The organism is Parafrankia irregularis (genome assembly GCF_001536285.1).
Classification (GTDB): domain Bacteria; phylum Actinomycetota; class Actinomycetes; order Frankiales; family Frankiaceae; genus Parafrankia; species Parafrankia irregularis.
The window spans coordinates 44961-71604 of record NZ_FAOZ01000027.1; the positions used below are offsets into that span (position 1 = coordinate 44961).

Genomic DNA, 26644 nt, shown 5'->3' on the forward strand with positions numbered 1-26644 from the left:
CCGGGTCATCGGTCGTGCAGGGCGCGGAAGACGCGCTCGGCGTAGTCCTCGCAGGCGGCGGCGCACTCCCTGAGCCGTATGCCGGCCTGGGCCGCCTCCGGCGCGCCGAAGACGTCGCGCGCGGTCAGGTCGCGGTGCCAGCGCCGCAGCCGCTCCAGGGACTGCTCCTCCTCCTCAAGCTCGGCCAGAGTGAACTTGGCGGTGCTGATCTCCCTGGCCAGCTCTGCGCCGTACTTGTCGCAGTCGGCCAGGAACTCCGCCCAGTCCGCGGACCGTGCGGCGGTGAACAGTGCCTGGAAGCGGGCGACGTCCTCGGGGCCGCGCCCGGCTGCGTTCAGGGCCAGGGCCTGCCCGCCGGCCTGCTTGGTCTGCGCGAGAGCGTTGGCGATGCCATCGGCGAAAACCGGTACGTCCGGCACGGCCCACACGCCCTGGCCGAGCAGTAGCGCGCCGATCCTGCGCAGTTCCCGCCAGACTGCCACCCGATGCCGGGATGGTTCCGCCGGCATTTTGATCACAAGGACGAGCCAACGACTCTCCCGATCGGCATCCGTCACGCTTCAAAATGTATCAGCGGTTACAAAAACGATCAGTGCTGTCGGATAACTGGTAGGCCCTGAGTGTCCGCTTCCCGTTAGCGACAGCGGAAATCGCCTGGCCAAGGTCGTCACGGCGGTCGCGGGGCCGGCGCGGCTGACACGCGCCCGCCGGTAGGGAGCAGCCGCGGAACGACGCGGACGTAGGCGGCCATGCCGACGAACTCGACGAGGGTCTGGGTGACGACAGCGACGGCGGCCAAGGCGAGGTGGTCGGGCAGAGCGAGGGCGAGTGGGAGCACGACGAGGGAGTTGCGGGTGGCGCCGGTGAACACGATCGCCCGGCTGGCGGGGACGTCGAGACGGAACAGGCGGGCGACGGCGAGCCCGGCGCCGGCCACCACCAGCAGGAACAGTACGTAGAAAGGCACCAGCCCGACGAAAGGCACCAGCCCGACGAGGTCGGCGAGGTTGTCGTCCAGTTCAGGAATCTGGGAGGCGACGACGGTGACCAGGGTGGCGACCATCAGCGGCACCATGAGTGTTCCCGCCCCGGCCATGACGGCTCGTCCACTGCGGCGGCGGGCAGCCCACGCCTGGACCGTCCAGGCCAGGCCGAGTGGCAGCACGATGAGGACGGCGAAGGCTGCGAGAGGCACCGTCCTGCCCGGCCCACCACAGCTGTCCGCTCATCCTGACCCGGTCGTCCCCGCGCTGAGACCGGCAGGTCCGCGGGCTTGCATCCGGTACCCGGGTACAGCCTTACCGTCGAGGCGTGAACGCCGGCACACGGCGCGACCAGGCCTGACAGGAGAAGCCCGATGTCCTCCACCGGAGATGTGCCGTACATGGACGCCTGCACGCTGCCGAGTACCGCCCGGCCGCTGCGGATCGCCGAGTTCGACGCCCTGTTCGCGGCCACCCTGCACCGGACGGAACGCGTCAACGCCCGCCATCTGCGGCTGACCCTGACCGGACGTGACGGGCTGAAGGAGACCGTCCGCGACCTGACTGACCGGGAAAGCCGGTGCTGTTCGTTCTTCACCTTCACCGTGACTCCCGCCGGCGACCAGGTCGTCCTCGACGTCGAGGTGCCTGACACACAGACCGCGGTACTCGACGGCCTGGCCACGCTTGCCGCCGAAGCCGCACCTGCGGCCCGATGATCGGGGAAGGGCTGCGTTCCGGTGAGCTGGCCGCCGCGGCCGGGGTGAACCCCCAGACCCTGCGCTACTACGAACGGCGAGGGCTGCTCGCCGAACCGGAACGAACCCCTGGCGGGCACCGGCTCTACCCACCTGACGCGGTGACCCTGCTCGGCGTGATCAAGGCCGCGCAGCGGCTCGGGTTCACCCTCGACGAGGTCGCCGACCTGCTCGACACCGGCCGCCGCCGACATCCCGCCGGGGCGCTGAAGGAACGCGCACTGGCCAAACTCGACGAGATCAACAGCAGGATCCGCGACCTGGAAACGATCAGAGCCGCGCTGGTGGGCGTGGTCGAGGCCGGCTGCGACAGTCTCACCGACTGCACCTGCCCGGACTGCCCCCTGCCCTACATCGAGATCGCCCGACGGCCACCCGGCCGTTCCGAAACCATCCCACCGGGCCCAGCCATCTCGCCCAGCCCCGCCGCCCGCACGAGGAGCGAACCGTGACCGCCACACCCACCGACCCCCGGACCACCGTGTCGCCGACCGCCGCGGGACCGTTCGAGATCCGGACAGCCTCGGAGCAGCCCTTTTCCTCAGCCCGATCCCGGACGTCGCGCCGGGCTGCCATGTCGATGCGGCTGGCGATACTCGCCTGCGCCGCGTGCTGCTCGCTGCCGCTCCTGGTCGGCGTGGGACTGCTCACCGCCGGAACCGCCGCCGCGATCAACCAGACTCTGAGCGGCGCCGCGATCGCATTGGCCGTCCTCGCGGTGCTGTTTCTGGGATGGCGCCAACGCCGCAGGATCGCCGAGCGAACCGCGGCCGGCAGGTCCTGTGGCTGCGACGGAGGACGCGCCTGCTGACCCCCGACAGAACCGTACGGGGTCGTCGGGCCGTCTGCGGATGAGGGGTGACGCCTGCCGCGACCAGCCCGCCGACCACCGCTCCTCACGGTCCGACGGACGGTTCCGGTTCCTGCGCGGGTGGTTGGCCGGGGGCGTCCTGCGGTGCCATGACCGGGTTGGGGGCGGCGGGCAGGGACAGGACCATGGTGAGCCCGCCGCCGGGTGTCTCCTCAGGGGTGAGGGTGCCGCCCATGGCTTCGGTGAGGCCACGGGAGAGCGCGAGGCCGAGGCCGACGCCGGTGGTGTTGTCGTGGTCGCCGAGGCGTTGGAACGGCTGGAAGACGTTGTCGTGCTGGGCGGGGGGAATGCCGGGCCCGCGGTCGATGACGCGCAGCTCGACGCGGCCCGCGAGGGCGCTGGCGGTGATGATCGGTGGGGTGCCCGCGGGGGCGTGGCGCAGGGCGTTGGCGACGAGGTTGACGATCACTCGTTCCAGCAGGGCCGGGTCGGCATGGACGGCGGGCAGGTCGTCGGAGACCTGCACGATGATCTTGTTGGCGGGTGGGCCGATCTCGTCGAGCGCAGGGGGGACGATGTCGTCGAGGCCGATGGGGCGGGGGAAGACGCTCAGCGCGCCGGCCTGCAGGCGGGACATGTCGAGCAGGTTCTCGACCAGGCGGGTCAGCTTGTCGAGGGATTCGTCGGCGGTGGCGAGGAGCTCCGCCTGCTCGTCGTCGGTGAGGGTGATGTCGTGGCCGCGTAGTCCGCTGATGGAGGCCTTGGCTGCGGCGAGTGGGGTGCGCAGGTCGTGGCTGACGGCGGTGAGCAGGGCGGTGCGGACCTTGTCGGCCGCGGCGATGGGCGCCGCTTCGGCTGCGGCCTCGCGGAGTCGGTGCTGGTCGAGGGCGACAGCGGCCTGAGCGGCGAAGGCGGTGAGGATCCGCCGGTCGGCGGCGGGCAGTGACCGCCCGGTCAGCGCGAGGCACAGGTCGTCGCGCACGGGAATGTTGACGCGGTCGCCGTCGTGGCGGGCGCCGGTCCCCGCCGGTGCCTGATCGTCTCCGACCGTCATAACGGGGCGCCACTCGCTGCTGGTCTGGTCGTCGTCGGTGCGTTCGAGCAGCGTGACCGAGGTCATCCCGAAGGTCTCCTGGGCCTGGGCGAGGAGGGCGGGCAGGGCGTTCTCACCGCGCAGGACGCTGCCGGCGAGCGTGGAGAGGGTGGCGGCCTCGGCGGAGGCACGCACGGCCTGCCCGTAGCGCCGCGCGGAGGTGGACACGACCCGGCCGACCAGCCCGGCGACGAGGACGAAGCCGAGCAGGGCCAGCACGTTGTCGCCGTCCGCGATGCTCCAGGTGTTGATCGGCTCGGTGAAGTAGTAGTTGAGCAGCAGCGAGCTGGCGATCGCGCAGAACAGCGCGGGGCCGAATCCGCCGACCAGCGCCACCGTGACGGTGATCAGCAGGTAGGCGAGCATCTCCGTGGTCAGGTTGAACGTGCCGCGGATGCTGGTGAGCCCGGCGGTGAGCGCCGGGACGAGCGCCAGAGTGAGCAGCGTGCCGAGGATCCGTCGGCGCGGCTCCAGGGCCGACCGGCTGTCCGGCAGCCGCCAGCCGCGGATTCGGCGGGGCGCCTCCTCCTCGGCGCCGGTTCGGGCCGGTCGGTGGCCCCAGGCCTCGGGATGGGTGACCAGGTGGACGTCGATCGGGCCGGACAGGCTGGTCGTGGTGACGCCGATGCCGGGGCTGAGCATGTGGGCGAGGCGCCCGCGGCGGCTGGCGCCGAGTACGAGCTGCGTGGTGTTCTCGGCGCGGGCGAAGTCGAGGAGTGCGGTGGGGACGTCGTCGCCGATGACCTGGTGGTAGCTGCCGCCGAGGCTTTCGACGAGCGTGCGTTGGCGGGCGAGTGCGGAGGGGTCGGCGCCGGTGAGGCCGTCGGAGCGGGCGACGTGGACGGCGAGCAGGTCGGCGCCTTTGCTGCGGGCGGCGATCCGGGAGGCGCGGCGGATGAGGGTGTCGCCCTCGGGGCCGCCGGTGAGCGCGACGACGACGCGCTCGCGGGTCTCCCAGGTGCCGCCGATGCCGTGGTCGGTGCGGTAGCGGTCGAGCTGGTCGTCGACCTTCCCGGCGAGCCAGAGCAGGGCGAGCTCACGTAGCGCGGTGAGGTTGCCGACGCGGAAGTAGTTGGCCAGGGCGGCGTCCACCTTCTCGGGGCCGTAGATGTTGCCGTGCGCCATCCGGCGACGCAGTGCCTCGGGGGCCATGTCGACGAGTTCGACCTGGTCGGCGCGGCGGACGACCTCGTCGGGCACGGTCTCGCGCTGCGGGACGCCGGTGATGGTCTCGACGACGTCGTTGAGCGATTCCAGGTGCTGGACGTTGACGGTGGAGATGACGTCGATGCCGGCGGCGAGCAGGTCCTGGATGTCCTGCCAACGCTTCTCGTGCCGGCTGCCCGGGATGTTGGTGTGGGCCAGTTCGTCCACGAACGCGACCTGGGGCTGGCGGGCGAGGATGCCATCGAGATCCATCTCGGTGAACGAGCCGCCCCGGTACTCCAGGATCTGGCGCGGAACGATCTCCAGGCCGTCGAGCATCGCGGACGTACGCGGCCGGCCGTGGGTCTCGACGAAGCCGACCACGACGTCGGTGCCCCGTTCCGCGCGGCGGTGGGCCTCGTCGAGCGCCGCGTACGTCTTCCCGACCCCGGGCGCGGCACCCAGGTAGATCCGCAGAGTTCCTCGTGTCACCTGCCCATGGTGCTGTCGGCGGCACTCTCCCGGAAGGCCCCGCGACCGCCTCATCCGGCAATTTTCATGATCGCCGTTAGTGTTCTGTTAGAAAGTGCCGCGTCCCCGTTAGAAACCTGTGAGTGATCGCCAAAACCGGGACCGATCGCGCTTTACTAAGCGACGCCGCGCGCCCGGCCGTCCGTTCGTGGCGGTCCGGGCGGGAACGGCCTTTGTCGCTGTAGAGGAGGGCTTGTGCTCGACGTGGTGTACGTAGCGCTGACACTTGGGTGTTTCGCGCTGCTGGCGTTTGTTCTGCGGGGGGTCGAGCGGCTGTGACCGCGGAGAACATCGCCGGTCTCGTTCTGGCGATAGGGCTGGGCATCCTCATGATCGCGGCTTTGCTGTTCCCGGAGCGTTTCTAGTGTCGACCACGACCGCGGGAATCCTGGTTGTCGTGCTGCTGGTCGCCGCGCTGGTGGCGACGTATCGGCCTTTCGGCGACTACATGTACCGGGTGTATTCGAGTGAGAAGCACCTGCCGGTGGAGCGGGCGATCTACCGGCTGACCGGCGTGAATCCGAACGTGGGCCAGCGGTGGACCGTCTACGCCCGCAGCGTGCTGGCGTTCTCCGCCGTGTCGGTGCTCTTCCTGTACCTGATGCAGCGTGTCCAGGACCATCTGCCATGGGATCTGGGCTTCTCCGGAGTCTCGCCGGCGCTTGCCTGGAACACGGCCGTCAGCTTCACCACCAACACCAACTGGCAGGCCTACTCCGGTGAGTCGACGATGTCGCACTTCACCCAGATGGTCGGCCTGGCGGTGCAGAACTTCGCCTCGGCCGCGGTCGGGATCTCGGTGGCGATCGCGGTGGTCCGCGGATTTGCGCGCCGCCGGGCACCCGTCGCGGCCGGGCCGGGCAGCATGGACAGCGTCGTCGGCACCGGGGATGAGATCGGTAACTTCTGGGTCGACCTGACCAGGACGATCGTGCGCATCCTGCTGCCGATCTGCGTGATCGGGGCGATCGTTCTGATCGCGGGCGGGGCCATCCAGAACCTGCACGGCACCCGGGTCGTGTCGACCCTGGCCGGCGGCGAGCAGGCGATCACCGGCGGGGCGGTGGCCAGCCAGGAGGTCATCAAGGAAGTCGGCACGAACGGCGGCGGCTTCTACAACGTCAACTCGGCGCACCCGTTCGAGAACCCGACGACCTGGACGAACCTGTTCGAGATCTACCTCCTGCTCATGATCAGCTTCTCGCTGCCCCGCACCTTCGGCCGCATGGTGGGCGATCGTCGCCAGGGCCTGGCGATTGTCTCGGCGATGGCGGTCATCGCGCTGGGTAGCCTCGCGGTGAACATGGCCTTCCAGGGAGCGCACCACGGCACGGTCCCTGAGGCGGTCGGTGCGGCGACCGAGGGCACGGATGCTCGTTTCGGCGTCGCGAACTCGGCGTTGTTCGCCACCGCCACGACTCTGACCTCTACGGGGGCGGTGAACTCCTTCCACGACTCCTACACGAGCCTGGGAGGTGCGACCCTGCTGTTCAACATGATGCTCGGCGAGGTCGCGCCGGGCGGCGTCGGATCCGGGCTTTACGGAATGCTCGTCCTCGCCGTGGTGACGGTGTTCGTGGCCGGCCTGATGATCGGCCGGACCCCCGAATATGTCGGGAAGAAGATCGGTGCACGGGAGATGAAGTTCGCGTCGCTGTACTTCCTGACGACTCCGATCATCGTGCTGCTTGGCACCGGAATCGCCATGGCGATGCCGGGTCAGCGGGCCGGCATGCTCAACAGCGGAGCGCACGGCCTGTCGGAGGTTCTCTACGCCTTCACCTCGGCCGGTAACAACAATGGCTCCGCGTTCGCCGGAATCACCGTGAACACGACCTGGTACAACACGGCGCTGGGCCTGGCGATGATGTTCGGGCGATTCCTGCCGATGCTCTTCGTACTCGGTCTGGCGGGCTCCCTGGCCCGGCAGGCGCCGGTTCCCGTCACCGCCGGGACGTTGCCGACGCATCGGCCTCAGTTCGTCGGGATGCTCGCCGGCGTCACGCTGATCATCGTCGCGCTGACCTTCTTCCCCGCGCTGGCTCTCGGGCCGTTCGCGGAAGGGATTCACTGATGAGCACCACCACTCTCGCCGCGCGCGCGGAGACCGCGGGCGACAGGCAGCAGCCCTCCCCGGACCAGCCACACCGGGTCGGCGGCGGCCTGCTCGACCCGAAGCAGATGTGGAAGTCGCTGCCCAGTGCGCTGCGCAAGCTCGACCCACGCACGCTATGGCGTAATCCGGTGATGCTGATCGTCGAGGTCGGCGCGGCGTTCACCACCATCCTCGCGATCACCGACCCGTCGGTGTTCGGCTGGCTGATCACCGCCTGGCTGTGGCTTACCGTCGTGTTCGCCAACCTGGCCGAGGCCGTGGCCGAGGGCCGCGGGAAGGCGCAGGCCCAGGCGCTGCGCCGGGCAAAGACCGACACCCAGGCCCGCCGGCTCGTCGGCTGGGCGCCGGGCAGGCCCGCCGAGGCCGTGGCCGAGGAACTGGTTCCCGCTCCCCGGCTGGCCCAGAACGACGTGGTGGTCGTCGAGGCGGGGGAGTTCATCCCCGGTGACGGCGACATCGTCGAGGGCATCGCCAGCGTGGACGAGTCCGCGATCACCGGCGAGTCGGCGCCGGTGATCCGCGAGTCCGGCGGCGACCGCTCCTCGGTCACCGGCGGGACGAAGGTGCTCTCCGACCGCATCGTCGTGCGGATCACCCAGAAGCCCGGCGAGAGTTTCATCGACCGGATGATCGCCCTGGTCGAGGGGGCGAACCGGCGGAAGACGCCGAACGAGATCGCGCTGAACATCCTGCTGGCCGCGCTGACTGTCATCTTCCTGTTGGCCGTCGCGACACTGCAGCCGCTGGCGATCTACTCCAAGGCGCAGCAGCCCGCACTGCCGGACACCTCGACCCTGACCGGTGACGGGATCACCGGGATCGTGCTCGCGTCGCTGCTGGTCTGCCTGATCCCGACCACGATCGGGGCACTGCTGTCCGCGATCGGCATCGCCGGGATGGATCGGCTCGTGCAGCGCAACGTGCTGGCGATGAGCGGCCGGGCCGTGGAGGCGGCGGGCGACGTCAACACCCTGCTGCTCGACAAGACCGGAACGATCACCCTTGGTAACCGGCAGGCGAGCGCGTTCCTCGCGGCCGCCGGTGTCAGTGAGGCGGAGCTGGCGGATGCCGCCCAGCTCTCCTCGCTGGCGGATGAGACACCTGAGGGGCGTTCGGTCGTCGTGTTCGCGAAGGAGCACCACGGCCTGCGCGAGCGCACCCCGGGGGAGCTGCGGCACGCGACGTTCGTGCACTTCACGGCGCAGACCCGGATGTCCGGCGTCGACCTCACCGCCGAGCCCACCGACGGGTCCGTGTCCGGCGCCACCGCGGGTGCCCGGCAGGTTCGTAAGGGTGCCGCCAGCGCGGTCACCCGGTGGGTGCGGGAGAACGGCGGGCAGGTCCCGGCCCAGGTCGGGGAGATCGTGGACGGCATCTCCGCCTCGGGTGGCACCCCGCTGGTCGTCGGCGAGGTCATCGAGTCCCCGTCGGGCCCGGTCGCGCGGGTCCTCGGGGTCATCCAGCTCAAGGACGTCGTGAAGTCCGGCATGCGGGAGCGTTTCGACGCGATGCGGCGGATGGGCATCCGCACCATCATGATCACCGGTGACAACCCGCTGACCGCGAAGGCGATCGCGGACGAGGCCGGCGTCGACGACTTCCTCGCCGAGGCCACCCCGGAGGACAAGCTCGCGCTGATCCGCAAGGAGCAGGCTGGCGGCAAGCTCGTCGCGATGACCGGCGACGGCACCAACGACGCCCCCGCCCTCGCCCAGGCCGACGTCGGCGTCGCCATGAACACCGGCACCTCCGCCGCCAAGGAAGCCGGCAACATGGTCGATCTCGACAGCAATCCGACGAAGCTCATCGAGATCGTCGAGATCGGCAAGCAGCTGCTCATCACCCGCGGAGCGCTGACGACGTTCTCCATCGCCAACGACGTCGCGAAGTACTTCGCGATCATCCCGGCGATGTTCGCCGGTGTCTACGGCGGGCTGGACAAGCTCAACATCATGCGCCTCGCCAGCCCCGAGTCGGCGATCCTCTCCGCGGTCATCTTCAACGCGCTGGTCATCATCGCGCTCATTCCCCTGGCACTGCGCGGGGTGCGGTACACACCGGCGAGTGCGTCGAAGCTGCTCAGTCGCAACCTGTACATCTACGGCCTCGGCGGGATCGTCGTCCCGTTCGTCGGCATCAAGATCATCGACCTGCTTGTGCAGTTCATCCCGGGAGTGGGCTGAACCATGTCAACGCTTCCATCCTGGATCCGCCAGCATCTGGCGGCGCTGCGGGCACTACTCGTCCTCACCGTGCTCGTCGGCCTCGCCTACCCGCTGGCGATCCTGGCCATCGCGCAGATCCCAGGTCTGAAGGGCAAGGCGGACGGCTCCTTCGTCACCAACGCCGAAGGCCAGCGTGTCGGCTCGTCGCTGATCGGTCAGTCGTTCACCGACGCGGACGGGAACGCGCTGCCGGCCTATTTCCAGAGCCGGCCCTCCGCCGCCGGTGACGGCTACGACCCGACGTCCACCTCGGCGTCCAACCTCGGCCCCGAGGACGTCGTCGACAGCATCGACGACCCCGCCACCCCCGACGAGGACGAGAGCGGGCAGAGCCTGCTCACCCAGGTCTGTGAGCGCAGCCTGGCGGTCGGGGAGCGGGAAGGGGTCGACGGCAGCCGCAGGTACTGCACCGCCTCCGGTGTCGGTGCCGTCCTCGCCGTCTACCACGCCGGGCCCGGGTTCGAAGGCGCCATCACCCGCGTCGTCAGCGTCAACGAGGCGTGCCCCGCCACCCCGTTCCTCGCCAGCTACCAGGGCGTGGCCGTCGAGTGCCGTACGCCCGGCGATGACATCGCCGCCGGTGAGCGGGTTCTCGTCCGTGGCGACGCCCCGGAGAAGCCGGTGGTGCCCGCCGACGCCGTGACCGCCAGCGCCAGCGGCCTCGACCCCGGCATCAGCCCGGCCTACGCCGAGCTGCAGATCCCCCGGATAGCCCGGGAACGAGCTCTGCCTGTCGACGAGGTCCGTGACCTCGTCGACGAGAACACCACGGGCCGGGCACTGGGCTTCATCGGCGCACCGAACGTCAACGTGCTGGAGCTGAACCTCGACCTCGACCGAGTCAAAGCGGCCCCTTGAACCGAGTCATAGCGAACCCCTGAGGGGTGGGCTGAGCCCTTGACCCGGCTCAGCTCTCTGGGACCCGCTGGACTCCGGTCGGGGATGCGCTGAACGGAGCCGGCGGCCAACGGCAGGAGCAGGCTGATGCGAAGCGGACCTGATTCACACCACAGCGGCCGCGTGCTGTTCGTCGAGGACGAACCACAGCTCCTGCGGGCGATGCGGATCACCCTGCACGCCAAGGGATACGAGGTCCGCACGGCGGTTGACGGCGGGCACGCCCTGACCGAGGCCGCCGCGCACCCGCCCGACATCGTCGTGCTCGACCTGGGCCTGCCGGACATGGACGGCATCGACGTCATCCGCGGTCTGCGTGACTGGACCAGCGTCCCGATCATCGTCCTGTCCGGCCGCACCTCCGGACACGACAAGATCGCATCCCTGGACGCCGGGGCGGACGACTACATCACCAAGCCCTTCTCCGTCGAGGAGCTTCTCGCCCGGCTGCGTGCCGTCAGCCGGCGCGGGGGCGGCGCCCGCGTGGGGTCGGTGGCCGACGTGGGCGACTACCGCGTCGACTTCGTGGCCAAGTCCGTCACCTCCAGGGACGGCGGTCACGAATCCGTCCATCTGACGCCGACCGAGTGGCGGCTGCTCGAAGCGCTGCTGCGCAACCCGGGCACGCTGGTCAGCAGCCGGGCCCTGCTCACCCAGGTCTGGGGGAAGGCCTATGCGGACGACACCTCCTCCCTGCGCCTGTACATCAACCGGTTGCGGCGCAAACTCGAACCGGACCCCACCCGACCTCGCTACCTCACCACCGAACCCGGGATGGGCTACCGCTACCAGCCGTAGCCGTGCCGGCCGGCTGACAACCTCCACGGCCAGTGGCCGTCAAACAGCCCACCCGAGCGTGTTCGGTTGTTTTGTCTTTCCTGCTCTGCCGCTCCTGATTGTTCGGCGGGAGCATCTGCAGCATGCCACTCGAACGGTGATGTTAAAAGGCTGTTGAAATTCGCCAAGTAGGTGTGAGAGTTCTGTGAGAAGCCCTTTCCATCTCCTCGCCGCGGGCAGTCCAATGGGGCTGCACCTCCTACCTCCCGCCTCTCATCGCCACAGGGCTTAGGGAAGGACCAAGCTCATGGCCGTCCTGCTGCCCCACCCTGCGACCGACATTCCCGTCCTGCTCGCGCTGAGCGCGGTCTGGCTGACCGTCTGGGCGGTACGGGAGACCTCTCTGCGGAGGGAGCCGGCGTTCCTCGGACCCTCTCATGGGACGGAAGAAACGGATTAGCAGTGCCGACCTGGATCTCTCGCAGGGCCGCCCCACAGGGCCCGGCCTCTGCCGCGCGGAGGAGCGCACCAAGGTGACAACCAGACAAATCGCACCTCTGAACTGGCTGACCGCTCGAAATCTCGCCGAGCTGGGCGAGCTGACCGCCCGTTGGCTCGAGGGCACCATCGCGACAGGGCCCGCCTACGGCGGGACACTGGACGAGGAGACCAGGACGATTGCCCCCGAGCTGGCCGCCGTCAATCGCCACGGGCTTGTCACACTGACTTCTCAGCCCGGTCGGCACATCGGGAGCGGGTGTGGCCAGCGCGCGTTCGTCGAGGGGTTCGCGGACGACGCCAGCACACAGATGATCAGGCAGGCGTTGCTGGGCACCGAGATCGTGCTGATCGTCAATCCGCCGGCATGGTCGGTGACCCGTGGCGGCATCCTCCCGCAGAGGCCGGTGGACATTGCCGTCAAGCTCCACCGCGGCGCGGCGCTCGTCTCGGTGGGGCGCTACCACACACGTACCGACATCCGATATCTCTATGGCACCTGCGGCGGGTGTAACCGTCGCGCCGTGGCGAGCCTGGGCCGTGCTCACCAGGTCACAGCAATCGATCCCGTGTGGGGGCGTGAGAGCTATCTGTGGGACGCGCTGGCGGTCGCCGGCCGGGATCCGTCCAGGCGGTGACTGCTGAAGATCGCGCGTCGGGACGGGCGTCGACCGCGGGCTGAGGCGTCGACGGGTGGACATCGGAGACCTCCGTCGACGCCGCGGGGTGCGCCTGCTGTTAGCCGTTGCGTCAGATCTCGATGTGGGCGCCCATGATGACGGTGCGGTCGCGGGGGAGTCCGAAGTGTTCGGCGGCGTCGGCGGTGATGTAGGAGGTCGCGATGAACAACCGCTTGCGCCAGCGTGCCATGGTCGGTGCGTCCCCGACGCGAAGCTCGATCTTGGACAGGAAGTAGGACGCCTGGTCGAGGTTCAGTCGCTGTCCCTCGATGGTGGCCGGATCGAGTTCCCTGAGCGCGCCGAGCACGTCTGGTTGGTCCATGTAGCCGAACCGGGCGGTGATGTGGCTGATGCCGTCGTCGGCGTAGCCGAGGTCGTCCACGGCGATCCGCTCGTTCGCCGGGACGCGAGGCACCGGCAGGGTCTCGACCGACATGATCAGGACGAGGTCGTGGCGTACGTGGTTGTGCTCGACGTTGGCGCGCAGTGCCAGCGGGGCGGTCTGCTTGCCGCGGTTGAGGAACACCGCCGTGCCGGGAACCTGGGCCGTGGCCGCCGTGGCCGCGTGTAGCTGGTCGACGAAGTCGCGTAGTGATCCCTCGCGGGTGTGCCGCTGCGCGGTGACGATCTGTCGTCCTCGCTGCCAGGTCGTCATGACCGTGAACGCGGTCAATGCGATGAGCAGCGGCAGCCAGGCGCCGTGGACGAGCTTGGTCAGGTTGGCCGCGACGAACAGGAGGTCGACCAGCAGCAGCACGCTCGCGCCGAGGCCGAGCAGCCATCGCGGTGTCTGCCACGTGTACCGGGCTATGTAGAAGAACATCAGGGTGGTGATGGTGATCGTCCCGGTGACCGCCATGCCGAACGCGTAGGCGAGGGCCGCCGAGCTGCGGAACGCGAGGACGAGCGTGAGCACCGAGACCATCAGCAGCCAGTTGATCCACGGGACGTAGATCTGGCCGATCGTGGACTCCGAGGTGTGGGCGACCCGCAGCCGAGGCAGGTAGCCGAGCTCGGCGGCCTGGGACGCGACCGAGTACGCCCCGGTGATCACGGCCTGGGAGGCGATGACCGTCGCCGCGGTGGCCAGCAGGACGAGGGGCAGCCGTGCCCAGCCGGGAGCGAGGAGGAAGAACGGGCTGTTGATGCGATCCGGGTGGTTGAGGATCAGGGCTCCCTGGCCGAGGTAGCTGAGCACGCACGCGGGGAACACGAGCAGCAGCCAGGCCCGGGTGATCGCCCTGCGGCCGAAGTGTCCCATGTCGGCGTACAGCGCCTCGGCGCCGGTGACCGCGAGCACGACCGCCGCCAGGGCGAAGAATCCGGTACCGATGTGGTGGATGAGGAAGCTCGCGGCGTAGGTCGGCGACAGTGCCTTGAGGATGGCGGGGTGTTCGGTGATGCCGGCCACCCCGAGCGTGCCGATGGTCACGAACCAGACGATCATCACCGGTCCGAAGACCCGGCCTACCGCTGCGGTGCCGCTGCGCTGGACGAGGAACAGCACCACGATGATCACGGCGGTGATGGGTACGACGAGGTCGCCGAGTGACGGTTGTACGATCTTGAGGCCCTCGACCGCGGACATCACCGAGATCGCCGGGGTGATCATGCTGTCGCCGAAGAAGAGTGCGGCGCCGAAGATGCCGAGCCCTGCCAGCAGGGCGGTGGTTCGTCGCCCCCGTGGCGTGCCCATCCGCCGCAGCAGGGTGATCAGTGCCATGATGCCGCCCTCGCCGTCGTTGTCGGCGCGCATCGCCAGCAGCACGTAGGTGACCGTGACGATGATCATCACGGACCAGAACACCATCGACACCACCCCGAGCACGGCGTGCGTGCTGACCGGGACGGGGTGCGGGTCCTCCGGGTTGAACACCGTCTGCAGGGTGTAGATCGGGCTGGTCCCGATGTCACCGAACACGACCCCGAGCGCACCGACCACCAGTGCGAGTCGCACGGTGTCCCGCGCATGCGCACCGTGGGCGTCCGGCGGCGCCGATGCGGGCCCCGGGGCCGCCTGCTGCTGCCGATCCGTCACGGCCGTCCTTCCTGGGTGCTGGCGGCTGCGTGTGCTGGTGGCCCGGCACGCGCGCCCAGACGGTACCGGCCATGCGCACGCAGCGGGGAGCGTGCGCTGTCCGCCCCGCGGTGGCCTGCGTCGGCCTCGGTACTTCGGTGACCGGTGGAGGCCGTGGTGGTCCGGGACACCGCTCCTGACGAGCGCCATAGGCTTGCCCCGTGGATGGGGAACACCGCGACACACCCGGATCGCGCCCTCCCGAGCCTGCCTCGGCGTCCACGCTCAGGGATGGAGCTGGCCGGCTGGGAAGCGCCCTGCGCGGGCCGGTGTCGCTGGTGCACCCTCGGCGCCGCACCGCCGGCCTCGAAGGCCTGCCCCTGGAGGCGCGTGCCTCGGTCGTGGCATGCGGGGTGTATCGCCATGGTGAGCGTGACTCGCATCCACGTGGTTTCGACGCGGCGCTGCGCGCCGTGCACGCGGGTCGGGACAGGTTCGTCTGGCTCGGCCTGTATGAGCCGTCCGAGGATGACCTGGCGGCGGTCGCGGCCACGTTCGGCCTGCATCCGCTCGCGGTGGAAGATGCCGCCCGGAGCCACGAACGCCCCAAGCTGGACAGCTACGGCGGCACCCTGTTCGCCGTGTTGAAAACCATCCGCTATGTCGAGCACGAGGAGGTCTCCGCCACCTCGGAGATCGTCGAAACCGGGCAGATCATGGTCTTTCTCGGCCGTGATTTCGTGGTCACCGTCCGTCATGGAGCGTATGGCGAGCTGCAGACGCTGCGCGCCCGTCTGGAAGCCCGCCCGCATCTGCTCGCCCGCGGCCCGGCGATCGTGCTGCACGCCATCGCCGACCACATCGTCGGCGGCTATCTGAAGGTCGCCGATCGGATACAGAGAGACATCGATACCCTCGAGAAAGCGGTGTTCGACGACCGGGTCCGCTTTCCCGATGCCGGTGCCGTGTACCAGCTCAAACGGGAAGTGGTGGAGTTCAAGCACGCCGTGCTGCCGCTGGCCGCACCGTTGCGTGCCCTCGCCGACCCGGACGGCGACGTCGGCCCGATCCCGCCCGAGGTACGTAACCGCTTCCGCGGCACCGAGGAGAACGTGCAGCGCGTCTCCGAACGCGTCGCCGGATTCGACGAACTGCTCGGCTCGTTCCTGCAGGCCACCCTCGCCCAGGTCTCCGTCGCACAGAACCAGGACATGCGCAGGATCAGCGCCTGGGCGGCGATCGCCGCTGTCCCCACCGCCACCGCGGGCATCTATGGCATGAACTTCGACCACATGCCCGAACTGCGCCAGGTCTGGGGTTACCCCGCCGTGTTGGCGTTCATCGTCACAGCCTGCCTCCTGCTCCACCGCGCCTTCAGACGCAACGGCTGGTTGTAGAACCGGACGCCGGACACGAGCCCACGCCGCGGAAGGTGTACCGAATCGGCCGTCGTGAAGGTCTTTGACGGGCGCTGCTGCGGGCGTGGTAGTCGAGCCCGGGTACGCCTCTGACCTGGGTCGATGAGCGGCATCGCGGCGAGCCCGAGCAGCACCCGCACGCGGGGAGAACCTGGCGGGAAGCCGGAAATCCATGCTGCGGCGGTTGTGGCGTTCCGCGGCCCGGGCGTGGTGAGTTCTGGGACCTGAACGGGCCTGAGTTCTACGGGTTCGACGGGGCGCTGCTGGCCCGGGTGGCCGTACGGGCCGGGCCTTCTGGCGCCGAGGTCCGCGCGGACGCGTGAGCGGACTGCGCCGACTCCGCTGCCGGCTGCCTCAGTAGTCCGTCGACCAGCGCGTTCAGCATGACGGCGAAGGTGTGGCCGCGGGCCGGTGGGCGGCCGAGTGCGGCGGCCACGGTCGGGTCGAGCGATGGAACGATGGCGTCGGCGACAACGTCGCCGACAGCCTGCTCGGGCCAGTCGCGGGCGACATGGCCGACCGTCACATGATCGCCGACGAGCTGGACGACGGCATTGGTCGCGTCGGCGACCTGAGCCCCGCGCAGGCCCGCCTGGGCGAACTCGCCTGCCAGTGCCAGCCGGGCCGGCCCCATCAGCGCCAGCAGGATTCCCCGCTGATGGGCCAGCTCCACCAGCCCGCGGTGTTCGTTGATGTTCCCCAGCAGGGAGGTGGCGGCCGACACGATGCGTTCCGCGGGCGACGCGCCGACGACGCCTACCGCGCCGATCGTGTCGCCCATCTGGCCGAGGACGGTGTCGAGAAGCTCGTCCCGGTTGCCGACGTGCCAGTAGATCGCGGTCGGCGCCACGCCCAGCTCGGCCGCGAGCCTGCGCATCGAGAACTGCTGGTAGCCGTCCCGCTCCAGCAGCGATCGGGCAGCGGCGATCACCTGGTTCGGGGTGAGGGGATCTCGCACAGTCCGGATGCTACCTACCTGCCGCCCTCATCAATTTGCCGCAATTTGCCGCACGTACCGGGTAAATTCGCCAGCGCCGCGCAGTATTCGTCGTACCGATCAGGTCCTGACCTCGGGTTTGACCGGGACGTCGAGGCAGATCGACATCGCCCGCCGGTATTGCTCGGCCGTGATCTCGGTGGCGTGACCCGTCGCAGGTACGCCCGCCACGTTTCCGCGCACGTCGACGACAGACCACAGCCCTGGTCAGCCGCGGGGCAGGCCGAGGATCCGCTCGGCGATGACGTTGAGCTGGATCTCCATGGTGCCGCCGCCGATCAGCTGTGTCGGCACGCTGAGGTAGCGGTCGACGCGTTCTCCCGCGGGGCCGTCGGCCAGCGCGGCCTTGGCACCGAACCAGCGCATGGACCGCTGGCCGATCTGGGTGACGAGAAGGCCGGAGGCGGCCTTCGACACGCTGGATTCCGCGCCGGGGCGCAGCCCGGACAGGGTGCGCTGGGTGGTGCGCAGGGCCATCGCCGCCAGCGCGTGGGCGGTGGCGAACATGGCGCCGATCTCGCGGGTTGTGTCGTGTGGTGCGCTGGCGAGCTCACCCGAGGCTGCAAGGTCGAGTAGTTGGGTCGGGATGTGCTGCATCCCGCTGATGCTGACGCGTTCGTTACCCAGGGTCGTGCGGGCCAGGGCCCAGCCCCCGTTCACCTCACCGACCAGATGGCGGTCAGGCACGAAGACGTCGTCGAGGAAGACCTCGTTGAACAGGTAGCCGCCGTTCGCCTCGCGCAGCGGTCGGATGTCGAGGCCGGGTGCGGCCATGTCGACGAGGAAGTAGGAGATGCCCTTGTGCTTGGGGGCCGCAGGGTCGGTTCTGGCCAGGCAGATGCCGTAGTCCGCCTCCCGGGTGCCGGTGTTCCAGACCTTCTGCCCGGTCAGTAGCCAGCCGCCGTCGGTTTTCACGGCCCGGGTCGACAGGGCGGCGAGGTCGGAGCCGGCGCCCGGCTCGCTGAACAGCTGGCACCACTGGAGATCGCCGCGCAGCGTCGGTGGGACGAAGTAGTCCTTCTGTTCCTGGGTGCCGTGGGCGAGGATCGTCGGCAGCGCCCAGTCGCCGATGATCAGCCGTGGCTGGGTGACTCCGGACCGTTCGTACTCCTGCTGGATCACCAGCTGTTCGACCGGGGTCGCGGCGAGGCCATAGGGCTTCGGGTAGTGCGGCACGACGAGGCCTTCGTCCGCGAGGCGCTGCCGGCGGGCTGGCCCGTCGGCGGGCAGCGCCGCGACCTCGGCGAGCACGCCGGCGATGCGGGCCCGGAACGTGTCGTCCGCGTGCGACAGGTCGATGCTGAAGTCGCGGGCGGTGTGCTGGACGAGTTCGCCCGTCAGATGTTCCCAGTCGTCGATCGGGCCGAGCAGGTTCTCCAGGACCATCGCTCGACGCCAGTAGAAGTGGGCGTCGTGCTCCCAGGTGTAGCCGATCCCGCCCAGCAGTGTGATCGTCTCCAGGCCGATCTCGGTGGCTCGCGGCAGGCAGGCGACCGCGGCGCCGGCGGCGGCGATGGCGAGCTGCTCGTCGTCCTGCTCCAGCGCGCGGGCGGCGTCCCAGGCTGACGCCGACATTGTCTCGACGTCGATGAACAGTCGGGCGCATTTGTGCTTGATCGCCTGGAACGAGCCGATGGGCCGGCCGAACTGCTCGCGGATCTTCGCGTAGTCGATGCCGGTCGTGACGCACCACCGTGCGAGTCCGACCGCCTCGGCGGCGAACAGCACCGCCGCGACCGCGCGGATCTGCGCGGCGTGCACGTGGAGGACCTGTTCCGGGCCGACGGTGACGTCGGTCAGCGTCACCGTTCCGACGGCGCGGGTGTGGTCGACCGGCGCGCCTGCGGTCGCCTCGACGCCGCCGCCGGGTTCGGCGGTGAACCAGATCTCGTCGCCGTCCGGGGTGGTCGCGCCGAGAAGCAGGATTGCCGCCCCGGGGGCGCCGAGCACCGGCAGGGTGGTGCCGGCGACCCGGTAGGTGCCGTCGGGGCCGGGCGTGGCTGTGACGCCGTTGGCCGCGAGCGCCGTGGCCCCGGTCGTGCCGGCCGCGAGCACTGGCAGCAGCCGTTTGCGCAGGCTGTCGTCGCCATACCGGGCCAGCACGCTGCTGGTCAGCACGCTGGGCAGCAGCGGGCCGGGCAGCAGTCCGCGTGCGCTCTCCTCGACGACGACCGCCAGTGCCACGGCCCCTGCCCCGGCGCCGCCGAGATCCTCCGGGAGGTGCAGCGAGGTCAGGCCCTGCTCGACGATCGCCTGCCAGTAGTCGGGAGCCGCGCCCGCGACCCACCGTTCCAGGCCTGCCCGCACCCGCTCGGAGGCAGCGTGCCGGGAGACGAAGCCGCGCACGGCGTCCGATAGTGCGGCGTGGTCCTCGTCGAGACCAATGGACACGGTGCATCACTCCTCGCGGCTGACGAGCCAGCGGTCGGCCCATCTGGGGCTTTCAGGGCATTGAGCAAAAACTGTGCGAGCGTGACGGGTCGCCCAGGTCCGGCGCGGTGGGCCCGGCTGCCCGTGCCCGTGCCCGTGCCCGTGCCCGTGCCCGTGCCCGTGCCCGCGATCGCGATCGCGATCGCGATCGCGGGCAGCCAGGTCAGAGTCGTGCGGGTCAGTGGGCGGGGTGCAGAGCGACGAGTCGTTCACTTTCGTCCCAGAGCCGCTGGGCGAGGCCGAGGTCGGCGGCCACGGGGGTCAGCGTGGCCGGCTTGGTCCGTTCGAAGTAGACGCCGGTGGTCGTGGCCAGCTCCGGGGACGTGGCCAGGGTGATCGAGGGGACGGCGCCCCGTGCGGCGGTCAGCGGCTCCGGGAGATTCGCCAGCGCGGCGTTTGACGCCGCGTTGTCGCGTGGCACGGTGACCGCGTGCGCGAGGTCGGCTTCGCGGGGCTGGCCCAGCTGGGTGGCGACGTAGCCCGGGTTGAGGGCGTTGACGGTCACGCCGGAGCCGGCGAGCTGGCGGGCCAGGATCTGCATGAAGTAGAGGTTGGCGAGCTTGGACTCCGCGTAGACCTGGAGCGAGTGGAAGCGCTCGCGGTGCTGTAGGTCGTCGAAGCAGAGGCCGTCCGGTGCCGCGCGGTAGGCACCGGACGAGACGATCACGATCCGGGCCGGTGCGCGCGCGATGATCCGCTCCCGCAGCAGGCTGGTCAGCAGGAACGGGCCGAGGTGGTTGACGCCGAACGCCGCCTCGAACCCCTCCTGTGTCTCCCAGCGGTGCCCGCCCGGCGCGAGCCCCGCATTGTGGACGAGGACGTCGATGCGCGGGTAGCGGTCCAGGACGGTCGCGGCGAACTCGCGGATCGAGACGAACGACGCCAGATCGAGCGGCAGGAGGTCGACGGTCTTCCCGGTCCGGCGCTCGATCTCGGCCACCGCCGTGGCACCGCGCTCCGGATCCCGCGCGGTGGCGACGACACGCAGGCCCCGCTCCGCCAGGCCGAGGGCTGTTTCCAGCCCGATGCCGGTGTTCGCACCCGTGACGATCGCGACCGGCTGGGTGACGCCGTTGTTCATAGTCGAGTTCCTTCTGTTGTGGCACGGTGCTCAGGCGCGGCGCGCAGGCACGGTCAGTCGTCGGACCACTCGGTGGCGACGCTGCCCTGCCAGCGCGGCGACCGCCGTTCCAGGAAGGCCAGGACGCCTTCCTTGGCGTCCGGTGCGCCCATGGTGTGGTGGTGGGCAGCCGTCTCCCGGGCCTCCACTCCCGCGGGGTCCAGGCCCCAGGTGTCCCAGAGCAGCCGCTTGCTGTACGCGACGGACAGCGGGGCGGTGTTGACCGCGATGTCCCGGGCGATCTCCAGGGCTGCGGGCAGGACCTCCTCGTTCGGCAGCACCCGGCTGCAGACGCCCAGCTCTCGGGCCTCCTGGCCGTCGAACGTGCGCCCGGTCAGCAGGATCTCCGCCGCGCCGGACATGCCCGCGATCCGGGGCAGCGTCCAGTGTGAGTAGGCATCCCCGAGCACGCCACGACGCGCCTGGACGATGCCGTACTTCGCGTCGGCCGCGAAGATTCGGATGTCGCACTGCAGGGTCAGGGTGAAGCCGATGCCGATCGCGTGGCCGTTGACCGCCGCGATGACAGGCTTACGTACCCGCCACGCCGGCATGCTCAGCCCCGCCGCGCTGAACGCCGCGCTGCCGGGGCGGGCGAACGTGTCCCCGCCGGACGTCATGTCCGCGCCGGCGCAGAACGCCGGCGGCGTTCCCGTCAGCACGACCGCCCGGACCGCGTCGTCGGTGTCGCACCGCTCGTACGCCGCCACGAGGGCGCGGGCCATCGAGCCGCCGAACGCGTTACGCATCTCGGGCCGGTGCAGGGTGAGCGTTGCGACGCCGTCGGCGAGGTCGAACAGGACCGTCACCGTGGCACCGTCGCGGACGCGGACGCGGACGCGGAGGCGGAGGCGGAGGCCTGGCCGTCGGCCTTCGCGGACGCGGCGTGCAACGACCGCGCCACGTCACCGATCAGGTCGTCACCGACCGGGTAACCGGGGAAGTAGGCACAGACCCGGTCACAGTCGCCATAGCGGCGGACGATCTCCTCGGCCACCTGGTCAGGAGTGCCGCAGACGGCGATGGTCTCGAACATCTCGTCCGTGACCAGCTCGGTCATCCCGGCCCAGTCCCCACGCTTGGAGCGTGCGTTGAGCTCGGGCTGCAGGTCGCCCCAGCCCTCCACCTCCAGCACCGGCCGGTAGGACGGGGTCGACCCGTAGAACCCGACCAGGCCGCGCGCCGCCCGCGCCGCGGCCAGCTCCTGCTCCGAACGCCCGACCGCGACGATCACCTCGGCGGTGATCTCCAGGTCGGCGCGGCTACGCCCGGCAGCGGCGAGACCGGCCTCGATCGCCGGCATCGTGCGTTCCCGCATATGCCGGTCGCTGTTGAACGGCATCACCAGGATCCCGTCGGCGACCTCGGCCGCCATCTGGTTCATCTTCGGCCCGAGCGCGCCCACCAGCACCTTCGGCACACCGTACGGGTTCGGACCCGGATTGAACGCCGGGGTCATCAAAGTGTGGGTGGTGTACTCGCCGCGGACGTCCAGCCGGGTGCCGTCCTGCCAGCTGCCCAGGATCGCCTTCGTCGCCTGGACCCACTCACGCATCTGCGTCACCGGCCGACCCCACCGGGCGCCATACCGCTTCTCCACGTGCGCCCGCACCTGCGAGCCGAGCCCGAGCCGGAACCGGCCCTGCGACAGCAACTGCAGATCATAAGCCGCGTGCGCCAGATGTAGCGGGCTGCGCGGAAACGCGATCGCGACGTTCGTCATCAGATCCAGCGAACACACCGGCGCCGCTGCGACCAACGGAAAGAACAAATCGTGCGAGTTCTCGAAGCTGAACACCCCGTCCACCCCGGCACGCTCCAGCGCCCGGGCACGCTCGGCCGCGTCCACGACCGAATTCGACAACATCACGTCCAGCTTCAGCGCCATCGTCGGCTTCCGCTCCTCGTCTCCCGATCAAAATGCGCACAGCGGTATGGCCTCTGCCGCCTCCGTCGAACGAGGCCGGGCGCGATTCTGGCGGCGGCGCCAGGCTCCGCCCGTCGATTCGGCGGATACCTGGGCGTCCGTCAGGCGGCCTCGTCGGGATCGAGACCGAGCTGGGCAGGCGTCGGTCCGAGCTCGGCGGCTGCCGAGGTCAGGAGCTCGGCGTCGAAACGGTAGAAGTCGATCGCGTTGAGGCCGAGGATGCGCCGCGCCTCCGCCGGCGGCACTCCGGCGACGGCGGCTGCGATGGAACCTCGGCTGTCGGGCCATGTGCCCTCGGTGTGCGGGTAGTCGCTGCCCCACATCATGCGTTCGACGCCGGCCTCGTGCCGGCGGCCGGCATCAGCGGCCCGCATGAAGCTCACTCCGAACCAGATGTTCTCCCGCAGGAACCCGCTCGGCGCCTGCCCCAGGCTTTCGATGAACTTCGGACCCACCAGCTCGCGCATGGCGTCGCCGGTGTCGTACTCCACCTTGCCGGTGAGGACGGAGTGCAGGCCGTCGTGCGTCATTGCGTCGTTGAGTACGCCTTCGAAGCTCTGCTCGGTGACCACGTAGCGCAGAGTCGGATGCCGCTCGAAAAGGCCGGACCAGATCAGCAGCCACAGGTTGCGGTGCGAGTAGAAGGTGAACTCCTGGAGGTACACGAGCCGGGCCATGCCCGGTTTGCCGCCGTAGTCCGGCGACCCGCTGCCGCCGTGGTGGTTGATCGGGATGTCGAGGTCGGCGCACGCCGCCCAGATCGGTTCGTAGCTCTCGTCCCAGATCGGCGGGATCGGCGCGCCCGGCGGGATCGGCGGCAGCAGGATGCCTCCGGTCAGCCCGTTCTCGCGGGCCCAGGTGATCTCTCTGACCGCCTCGTCCGGCTCGTTGAACAGCACCTGCGCGATTCCGGCCCGCCGGCCGGGAACCTCGCGGCAGAAGTCGGCGAGCCAGCGGTTGTGTGCTTTCAACCCGGCCCAGCGGCGCGGGTAGTCCGCCGCGGTCGGGGGACCGGCGACGAGCGCGGTCTGCGGGCAGAACGGCGGATTCGTGTTCGGGAAGATCACCTCGGCGACGATGCCGTCCTCGTCGAGGTGGCCCAGGCGTTTCGCGCTGTTCCAGTTCCGGTCCGCACGCACCTCGTCGAGATCGCTCCAGGGATTCACGAAATCGCGCGACCAGCTGTCGAAATCGTCGTGCCATGTTCGCGGAAGATAGTCGCGATAACCGAGTAACGGCGCACCGGCATGGCAGTCTGCCGACACTATGACCACCGGCTCTTCGGTGGTCGCGGATTCGGCCTCCATGTACCCTCCAGAGCAATAGTGGCTGCTACCGACCAGGGCACTGTAACACCCGTAACATTGGACGTAAAGTCGAAAAGTCGATCGTAGTCGGATCGACGCAGTGGGCGCCGGTCGAGGCGTGGGAGCGGCAGTGGAAGATCACGGGGTGTGGCGGGCTGGCGGACGGCCCGGAGGGTGCCGTTGCCTTCGCGGAAGCGCCCGCTGCTCTGGCGCGGTAAGCAGGCGGCCCGGGGCCCGGGCCGCCGCCCGTCGAGGCGCCGACGGACTGACGGAGGTTGGCCGTGAGTCCGGCGTCGACCTTCACCGCGGCCGGTCGACGACCCGTGAGGTGACCCTGCACGATCTGCCGGGTGGTCGGTCCGCCGAGCGTCAGGTGCCGGATACCAAGCAGAAGGCCAGTTACCGATAGATCTACCGCGGGTGCGACCGGCGGTGCGCGGAACGTAATCTTGAGATGGCCGTCTGGATGGAACGGCCACCCCGCCTCATCAGGTCGTCGCTGAGCGCAGGATCCGCCGTGACGCGAGGGCGAGCTGCAGCCTTAACCGGCCCGCCGGTTCCTTCAGCGGCCATCCAAGGACAACCTCGGCGTGCGCGAGCCGGCCCTGAAGCGTGGAGTGGTGCACGTTCAGCGTTCTCGCCGCGTCACGAAGGCTGCCAGTACTCGCGACCGCGTCGAGCGTGGCGAGCATCCAGGGAGCTGTCGCCGCGGTCCGGTGGAGCGCCTGGATGTCCGGCACCGTCCGCGGGCACGAGTCGACCGCCGGGATCAGAAGAGCGAGGACGCCGAGCTCATCGGCGTGCACGACCCGAGGGCCCGGGTCGGCATCGGTGCCGTCAGCGGTGAGCCGCAGTGCCAGTCGGGCCGCGTCCCACGAGGCCGGTAGGTCGGCGGGCGCGACCGCCGGACCGATCCCGGCGCGCTGCTTCTGGGTCCGCCTGGCGTCATGGGCCAGCACGAGCGCGGTTCCGTCCTCCAGCGCGATGGCCCGGACGCGTGCGGGTAGCCGCAGCCGACGTACCGCCGCGAGCCGGTCGCTTTTGGAGACCCGGGCATCGAGGACCAGTTCGAGCGAGGCGGACTCGTCGAGGTGAGCCTGGCCGGCGGTCCTCTCCAAGGCCGCTCGGACCGCGGCCGCCGCACGTTCGAGCACGACGGCCTGGAGGGTTGGAACCGGCCGGGGCGCTTCCAACCACAGCGCCGCGCCGACCGCGTTGACCGCGGCTGTGGGCCAGGTCGGATCAGGGGCGGATGACGGCGACTGCGGGGTGCCGTCGGGCAGCATGCGCACGGCGTGCCGCCCGGTCGGGTCAGCCAGCCGCACCGGGCAGGCGGCAAGTTCCGCGGCACTTGCCACGATCGCCGGCAGACCAGCCCGGCTCGCCACCAGCAGATCGAAATGGGCGATCACACGAATCGCGACGGCCGCCTCCACGTCCAGGTCCGCCAGCCGCACCGCGAGCTCCCTCATCGGCTCATAATCGCCCCCTGCCGCGCACGCCGGCCAGCGGCCGTAGATCTCGGACGTGCGACCTGCCGCGGGACTCACGCACCTGGCCGAGCCGGTGACGGTGATCCACACGCCATTCGGCGGGCCGCGCCCGTCGGTTGGCGGCTATCGGCGGCCCCGGAGAGCGGCCAGAATCGCGGGGACTCGTCACATGCCGAGGCACTCCGCCACCTCGGCTGCCTGAGGAAGAGACGGAGCACCATGAGCGACCAGCCAGGCGCGCACGTTCCGACGAGTGTCAGTGAGGTCGCACGCCAGTTCCTGGCAGCTCCCGCGTCTGACCGGGCCACCTATCCGGCGCTGACCGACGCCCCGGCGTGGTCGCGACTCATCGACATCACCAATTCAGCCCTCCGGGAGCGTTTTTCCGGCTTCGATTTCCCGGTGGAGGTGCAGGACACGAAGATCGCGGGGGTGCGCACCTTTGTCCTGAATTTGCGGGGTATGTCAACCGAGAAGACTCCGATCTACCTTGACCTCCACGGCGGGGCACTGATCGCGGGCGGTGGAGAGCTGTGCCGTCTGATCAGTTCGGCCACCGCGATGATCAACGGAATGATCACTTGGGGTGTGGACTACCGGATGCCGCCGTCCCATCCCTATCCGGCTGCTCTCGATGACTGTGTCGCGGTCTACCGGGCACTTCTCGAGGAACGGGAGCCGTCGGACATCTTCGTCGGCGGAGGCTCCGCGGGTGGGAACCTCGCGGCGGCACTGCTCGTGCGAGCGAAGGAGGAAGGTCTGCCGATGCCCGCCGCTCTGGTGCTGCTCAGCCCCGAGGCCGATCTCACCGAGTCGGGTGACTCCTTCTTCACCAACAGGCTGTTCGACAACGTCCTCGGAAGCCTCCACGACGTGAACCTGCTCTACGCCGACGGCCATGACCTGTCCGATCCACACCTGTCCCCGCTGTTCGCCGATCTCGTCGGATTCCCGCCGACCTTCCTGCAGTCCGGCACCCGGGATCTGTTCCTGTCCAACACGGTCCGCATGCACCGCCGCCTGCGATCCGCCGGCGTCGAGGCGGAACTACACGTCTTCGAGGCGATGCCCCATGGCGGATTCGGCGGCACCAGCCCGGAGGATCTTGAGATGTGCGCCGAAATGCGTAGGTTTCTCGACCGCCACCGCCGTAAGGGCTGAGACCGGTCCGGTTCAGCGGCTGCGGAGCCGGCCGATTTCTAACAGAGTTTCACCGCCTGGATCAGCCCTCGCAAGTAGGACATGACCGCGTGGTGCCTATCGGTACCAGTATCGTCACATGCGACGCGCTCCCGCCGACTACGGTGATCTCGGCCATTGTGGTCACCTCGTCGGTCGACCATGAATAATATTGCTCGTTTTATATGCAGGTGTGATGATGCAGGCCCGTAGGTGAGGCCGCAACCCGCGGCGGCGAGAA

General features: G+C 69.6%; 21 protein-coding genes. 10 read left to right on the forward strand and 11 right to left on the reverse strand.

The window, feature by feature from the left end:
* Positions 1-5 precede the first annotated feature (5 nt).
* A complete protein-coding gene (locus tag AWX74_RS29215) occupies positions 6-482 on the reverse strand; it encodes a Chromate resistance protein ChrB (RefSeq protein ID WP_207550438.1) in 477 nt (158 codons plus the stop codon).
* A 185-nt stretch (positions 483-667) separates the two neighbouring features.
* Complete coding sequence (locus AWX74_RS29220; protein ID WP_207550439.1) at positions 668-1195, reverse strand: hypothetical protein; 528 nt, start codon at positions 1193-1195, stop codon at positions 668-670.
* A 162-nt stretch (positions 1196-1357) separates the two neighbouring features.
* On the opposite strand from AWX74_RS29220, the gene AWX74_RS29225 reads away from it, so the two are divergent.
* Genes AWX74_RS29225 through AWX74_RS29235 form a run of 3 tightly spaced genes read left to right on the forward strand, consistent with a single transcriptional unit; the run spans position 1358 to position 2552 of the window.
* Positions 1358-1702 carry a hypothetical protein gene (locus AWX74_RS29225; protein ID WP_091283421.1) on the forward strand — a complete coding sequence of 115 codons (345 nt, stop codon included), beginning with the start codon at positions 1358-1360 and terminating at the stop codon, positions 1700-1702.
* Positions 1699-2193, forward strand: coding sequence for a MerR family transcriptional regulator (locus AWX74_RS29230; RefSeq protein ID WP_091283423.1), 495 nt, complete (start codon positions 1699-1701; stop codon positions 2191-2193). The genes AWX74_RS29225 and AWX74_RS29230 overlap by 4 nt, the downstream gene beginning before the upstream one ends.
* Complete coding sequence (locus AWX74_RS29235) at positions 2190-2552, forward strand: hypothetical protein (RefSeq protein WP_091283425.1); 363 nt, start codon at positions 2190-2192, stop codon at positions 2550-2552. Before AWX74_RS29230 ends, AWX74_RS29235 begins: the two co-directional genes overlap by 4 nt.
* An 85-nt stretch (positions 2553-2637) precedes the next feature.
* On the opposite strand, the gene AWX74_RS29240 is transcribed toward AWX74_RS29235, so the two are convergent.
* The gene (locus AWX74_RS29240; protein ID WP_091283427.1) at positions 2638-5283 is read right to left on the reverse strand and encodes a sensor histidine kinase; all 2646 of its coding nucleotides are present in this window, start codon (positions 5281-5283) and stop codon (positions 2638-2640) included.
* Positions 5284-5686: 403 nt separating this feature from the next.
* Here AWX74_RS29240 and kdpA point away from each other — a divergent pair, with 403 nt between their 5' ends.
* The 5 genes from kdpA (at position 5687) to AWX74_RS29270 (ending at position 12473) form a co-directional block, all read left to right on the forward strand.
* A complete protein-coding gene (kdpA, locus tag AWX74_RS29250; protein WP_091283429.1) occupies positions 5687-7396 on the forward strand; it encodes a potassium-transporting ATPase subunit KdpA in 1710 nt (569 codons plus the stop codon).
* The gene (kdpB, locus tag AWX74_RS29255) at positions 7396-9621 is read left to right on the forward strand and encodes a potassium-transporting ATPase subunit KdpB (RefSeq protein ID WP_091283431.1); all 2226 of its coding nucleotides are present in this window, start codon (positions 7396-7398) and stop codon (positions 9619-9621) included. The genes kdpA and kdpB overlap by 1 nt, the downstream gene beginning before the upstream one ends.
* Positions 9622-9624: 3 nt before the next feature.
* Positions 9625-10521, forward strand: coding sequence for a potassium-transporting ATPase subunit C (locus tag AWX74_RS29260; protein WP_091283433.1), 897 nt, complete (start codon positions 9625-9627; stop codon positions 10519-10521).
* A 126-nt stretch (positions 10522-10647) separates the two neighbouring features.
* The gene (locus AWX74_RS29265) at positions 10648-11358 is read left to right on the forward strand and encodes a response regulator (protein WP_091283435.1); all 711 of its coding nucleotides are present in this window, start codon (positions 10648-10650) and stop codon (positions 11356-11358) included.
* A gap of 512 nt (positions 11359-11870) precedes the next feature.
* Complete coding sequence (locus AWX74_RS29270) at positions 11871-12473, forward strand: DUF6919 domain-containing protein (protein WP_091283437.1); 603 nt, start codon at positions 11871-11873, stop codon at positions 12471-12473.
* A gap of 112 nt (positions 12474-12585) precedes the next feature.
* Here AWX74_RS29270 and AWX74_RS29275 read toward each other — a convergent pair whose 3' ends face one another.
* Positions 12586-14553, reverse strand: a complete 1968-nt coding sequence (locus AWX74_RS29275; RefSeq protein WP_114476432.1) for a potassium transporter Kup — start codon at positions 14551-14553, stop codon at positions 12586-12588.
* A 392-nt stretch (positions 14554-14945) separates the two neighbouring features.
* Between AWX74_RS29275 and AWX74_RS29280 the strand changes: the two genes are divergently transcribed.
* Complete coding sequence (locus tag AWX74_RS29280; protein ID WP_242666473.1) at positions 14946-15929, forward strand: magnesium and cobalt transport protein CorA; 984 nt, start codon at positions 14946-14948, stop codon at positions 15927-15929.
* A gap of 262 nt (positions 15930-16191) precedes the next feature.
* On the opposite strand, the gene AWX74_RS29285 is transcribed toward AWX74_RS29280, so the two are convergent.
* The 7 genes from AWX74_RS29285 to AWX74_RS29315 all read right to left on the reverse strand — a co-directional run bounded on the left by AWX74_RS29285 (position 16192) and on the right by AWX74_RS29315 (position 25203).
* Positions 16192-16908: a TetR/AcrR family transcriptional regulator gene (locus AWX74_RS29285; RefSeq protein WP_165615819.1), complete on the reverse strand. Its 717-nt coding sequence runs from the start codon at positions 16906-16908 to the stop codon at positions 16192-16194.
* A gap of 246 nt (positions 16909-17154) precedes the next feature.
* Complete coding sequence (locus AWX74_RS29290; RefSeq protein WP_091283441.1) at positions 17155-19338, reverse strand: acyl-CoA dehydrogenase family protein; 2184 nt, start codon at positions 19336-19338, stop codon at positions 17155-17157.
* Positions 19339-19555: 217 nt separating this feature from the next.
* Entirely contained in the window at positions 19556-20458 is a 903-nt protein-coding gene (locus AWX74_RS29295) for an SDR family oxidoreductase (protein WP_091283443.1), read from the reverse strand.
* 53 nt (positions 20459-20511) lie between these two features.
* Positions 20512-21306 carry an enoyl-CoA hydratase-related protein gene (locus tag AWX74_RS29300; protein ID WP_091283445.1) on the reverse strand — a complete coding sequence of 265 codons (795 nt, stop codon included), beginning with the start codon at positions 21304-21306 and terminating at the stop codon, positions 20512-20514.
* Entirely contained in the window at positions 21303-22385 is a 1083-nt protein-coding gene (locus AWX74_RS29305) for a TIGR03617 family F420-dependent LLM class oxidoreductase (protein WP_091283447.1), read from the reverse strand. Before AWX74_RS29305 ends, AWX74_RS29300 begins: the two co-directional genes overlap by 4 nt.
* 140 nt (positions 22386-22525) lie before the next feature.
* Positions 22526-23731 carry an amidohydrolase family protein gene (locus tag AWX74_RS29310; protein ID WP_091283450.1) on the reverse strand — a complete coding sequence of 402 codons (1206 nt, stop codon included), beginning with the start codon at positions 23729-23731 and terminating at the stop codon, positions 22526-22528.
* 488 nt (positions 23732-24219) lie between these two features.
* A complete protein-coding gene (locus AWX74_RS29315; protein ID WP_091283534.1) occupies positions 24220-25203 on the reverse strand; it encodes a helix-turn-helix domain-containing protein in 984 nt (327 codons plus the stop codon).
* A gap of 240 nt (positions 25204-25443) precedes the next feature.
* Here AWX74_RS29315 and AWX74_RS29320 point away from each other — a divergent pair, with 240 nt between their 5' ends.
* Positions 25444-26385 (forward strand): alpha/beta hydrolase, encoded by a 942-nt coding sequence (locus AWX74_RS29320; protein ID WP_091283452.1) that lies wholly within the window; start codon positions 25444-25446, stop codon positions 26383-26385.
* Positions 26386-26644: the final 259 nt, after the last annotated feature.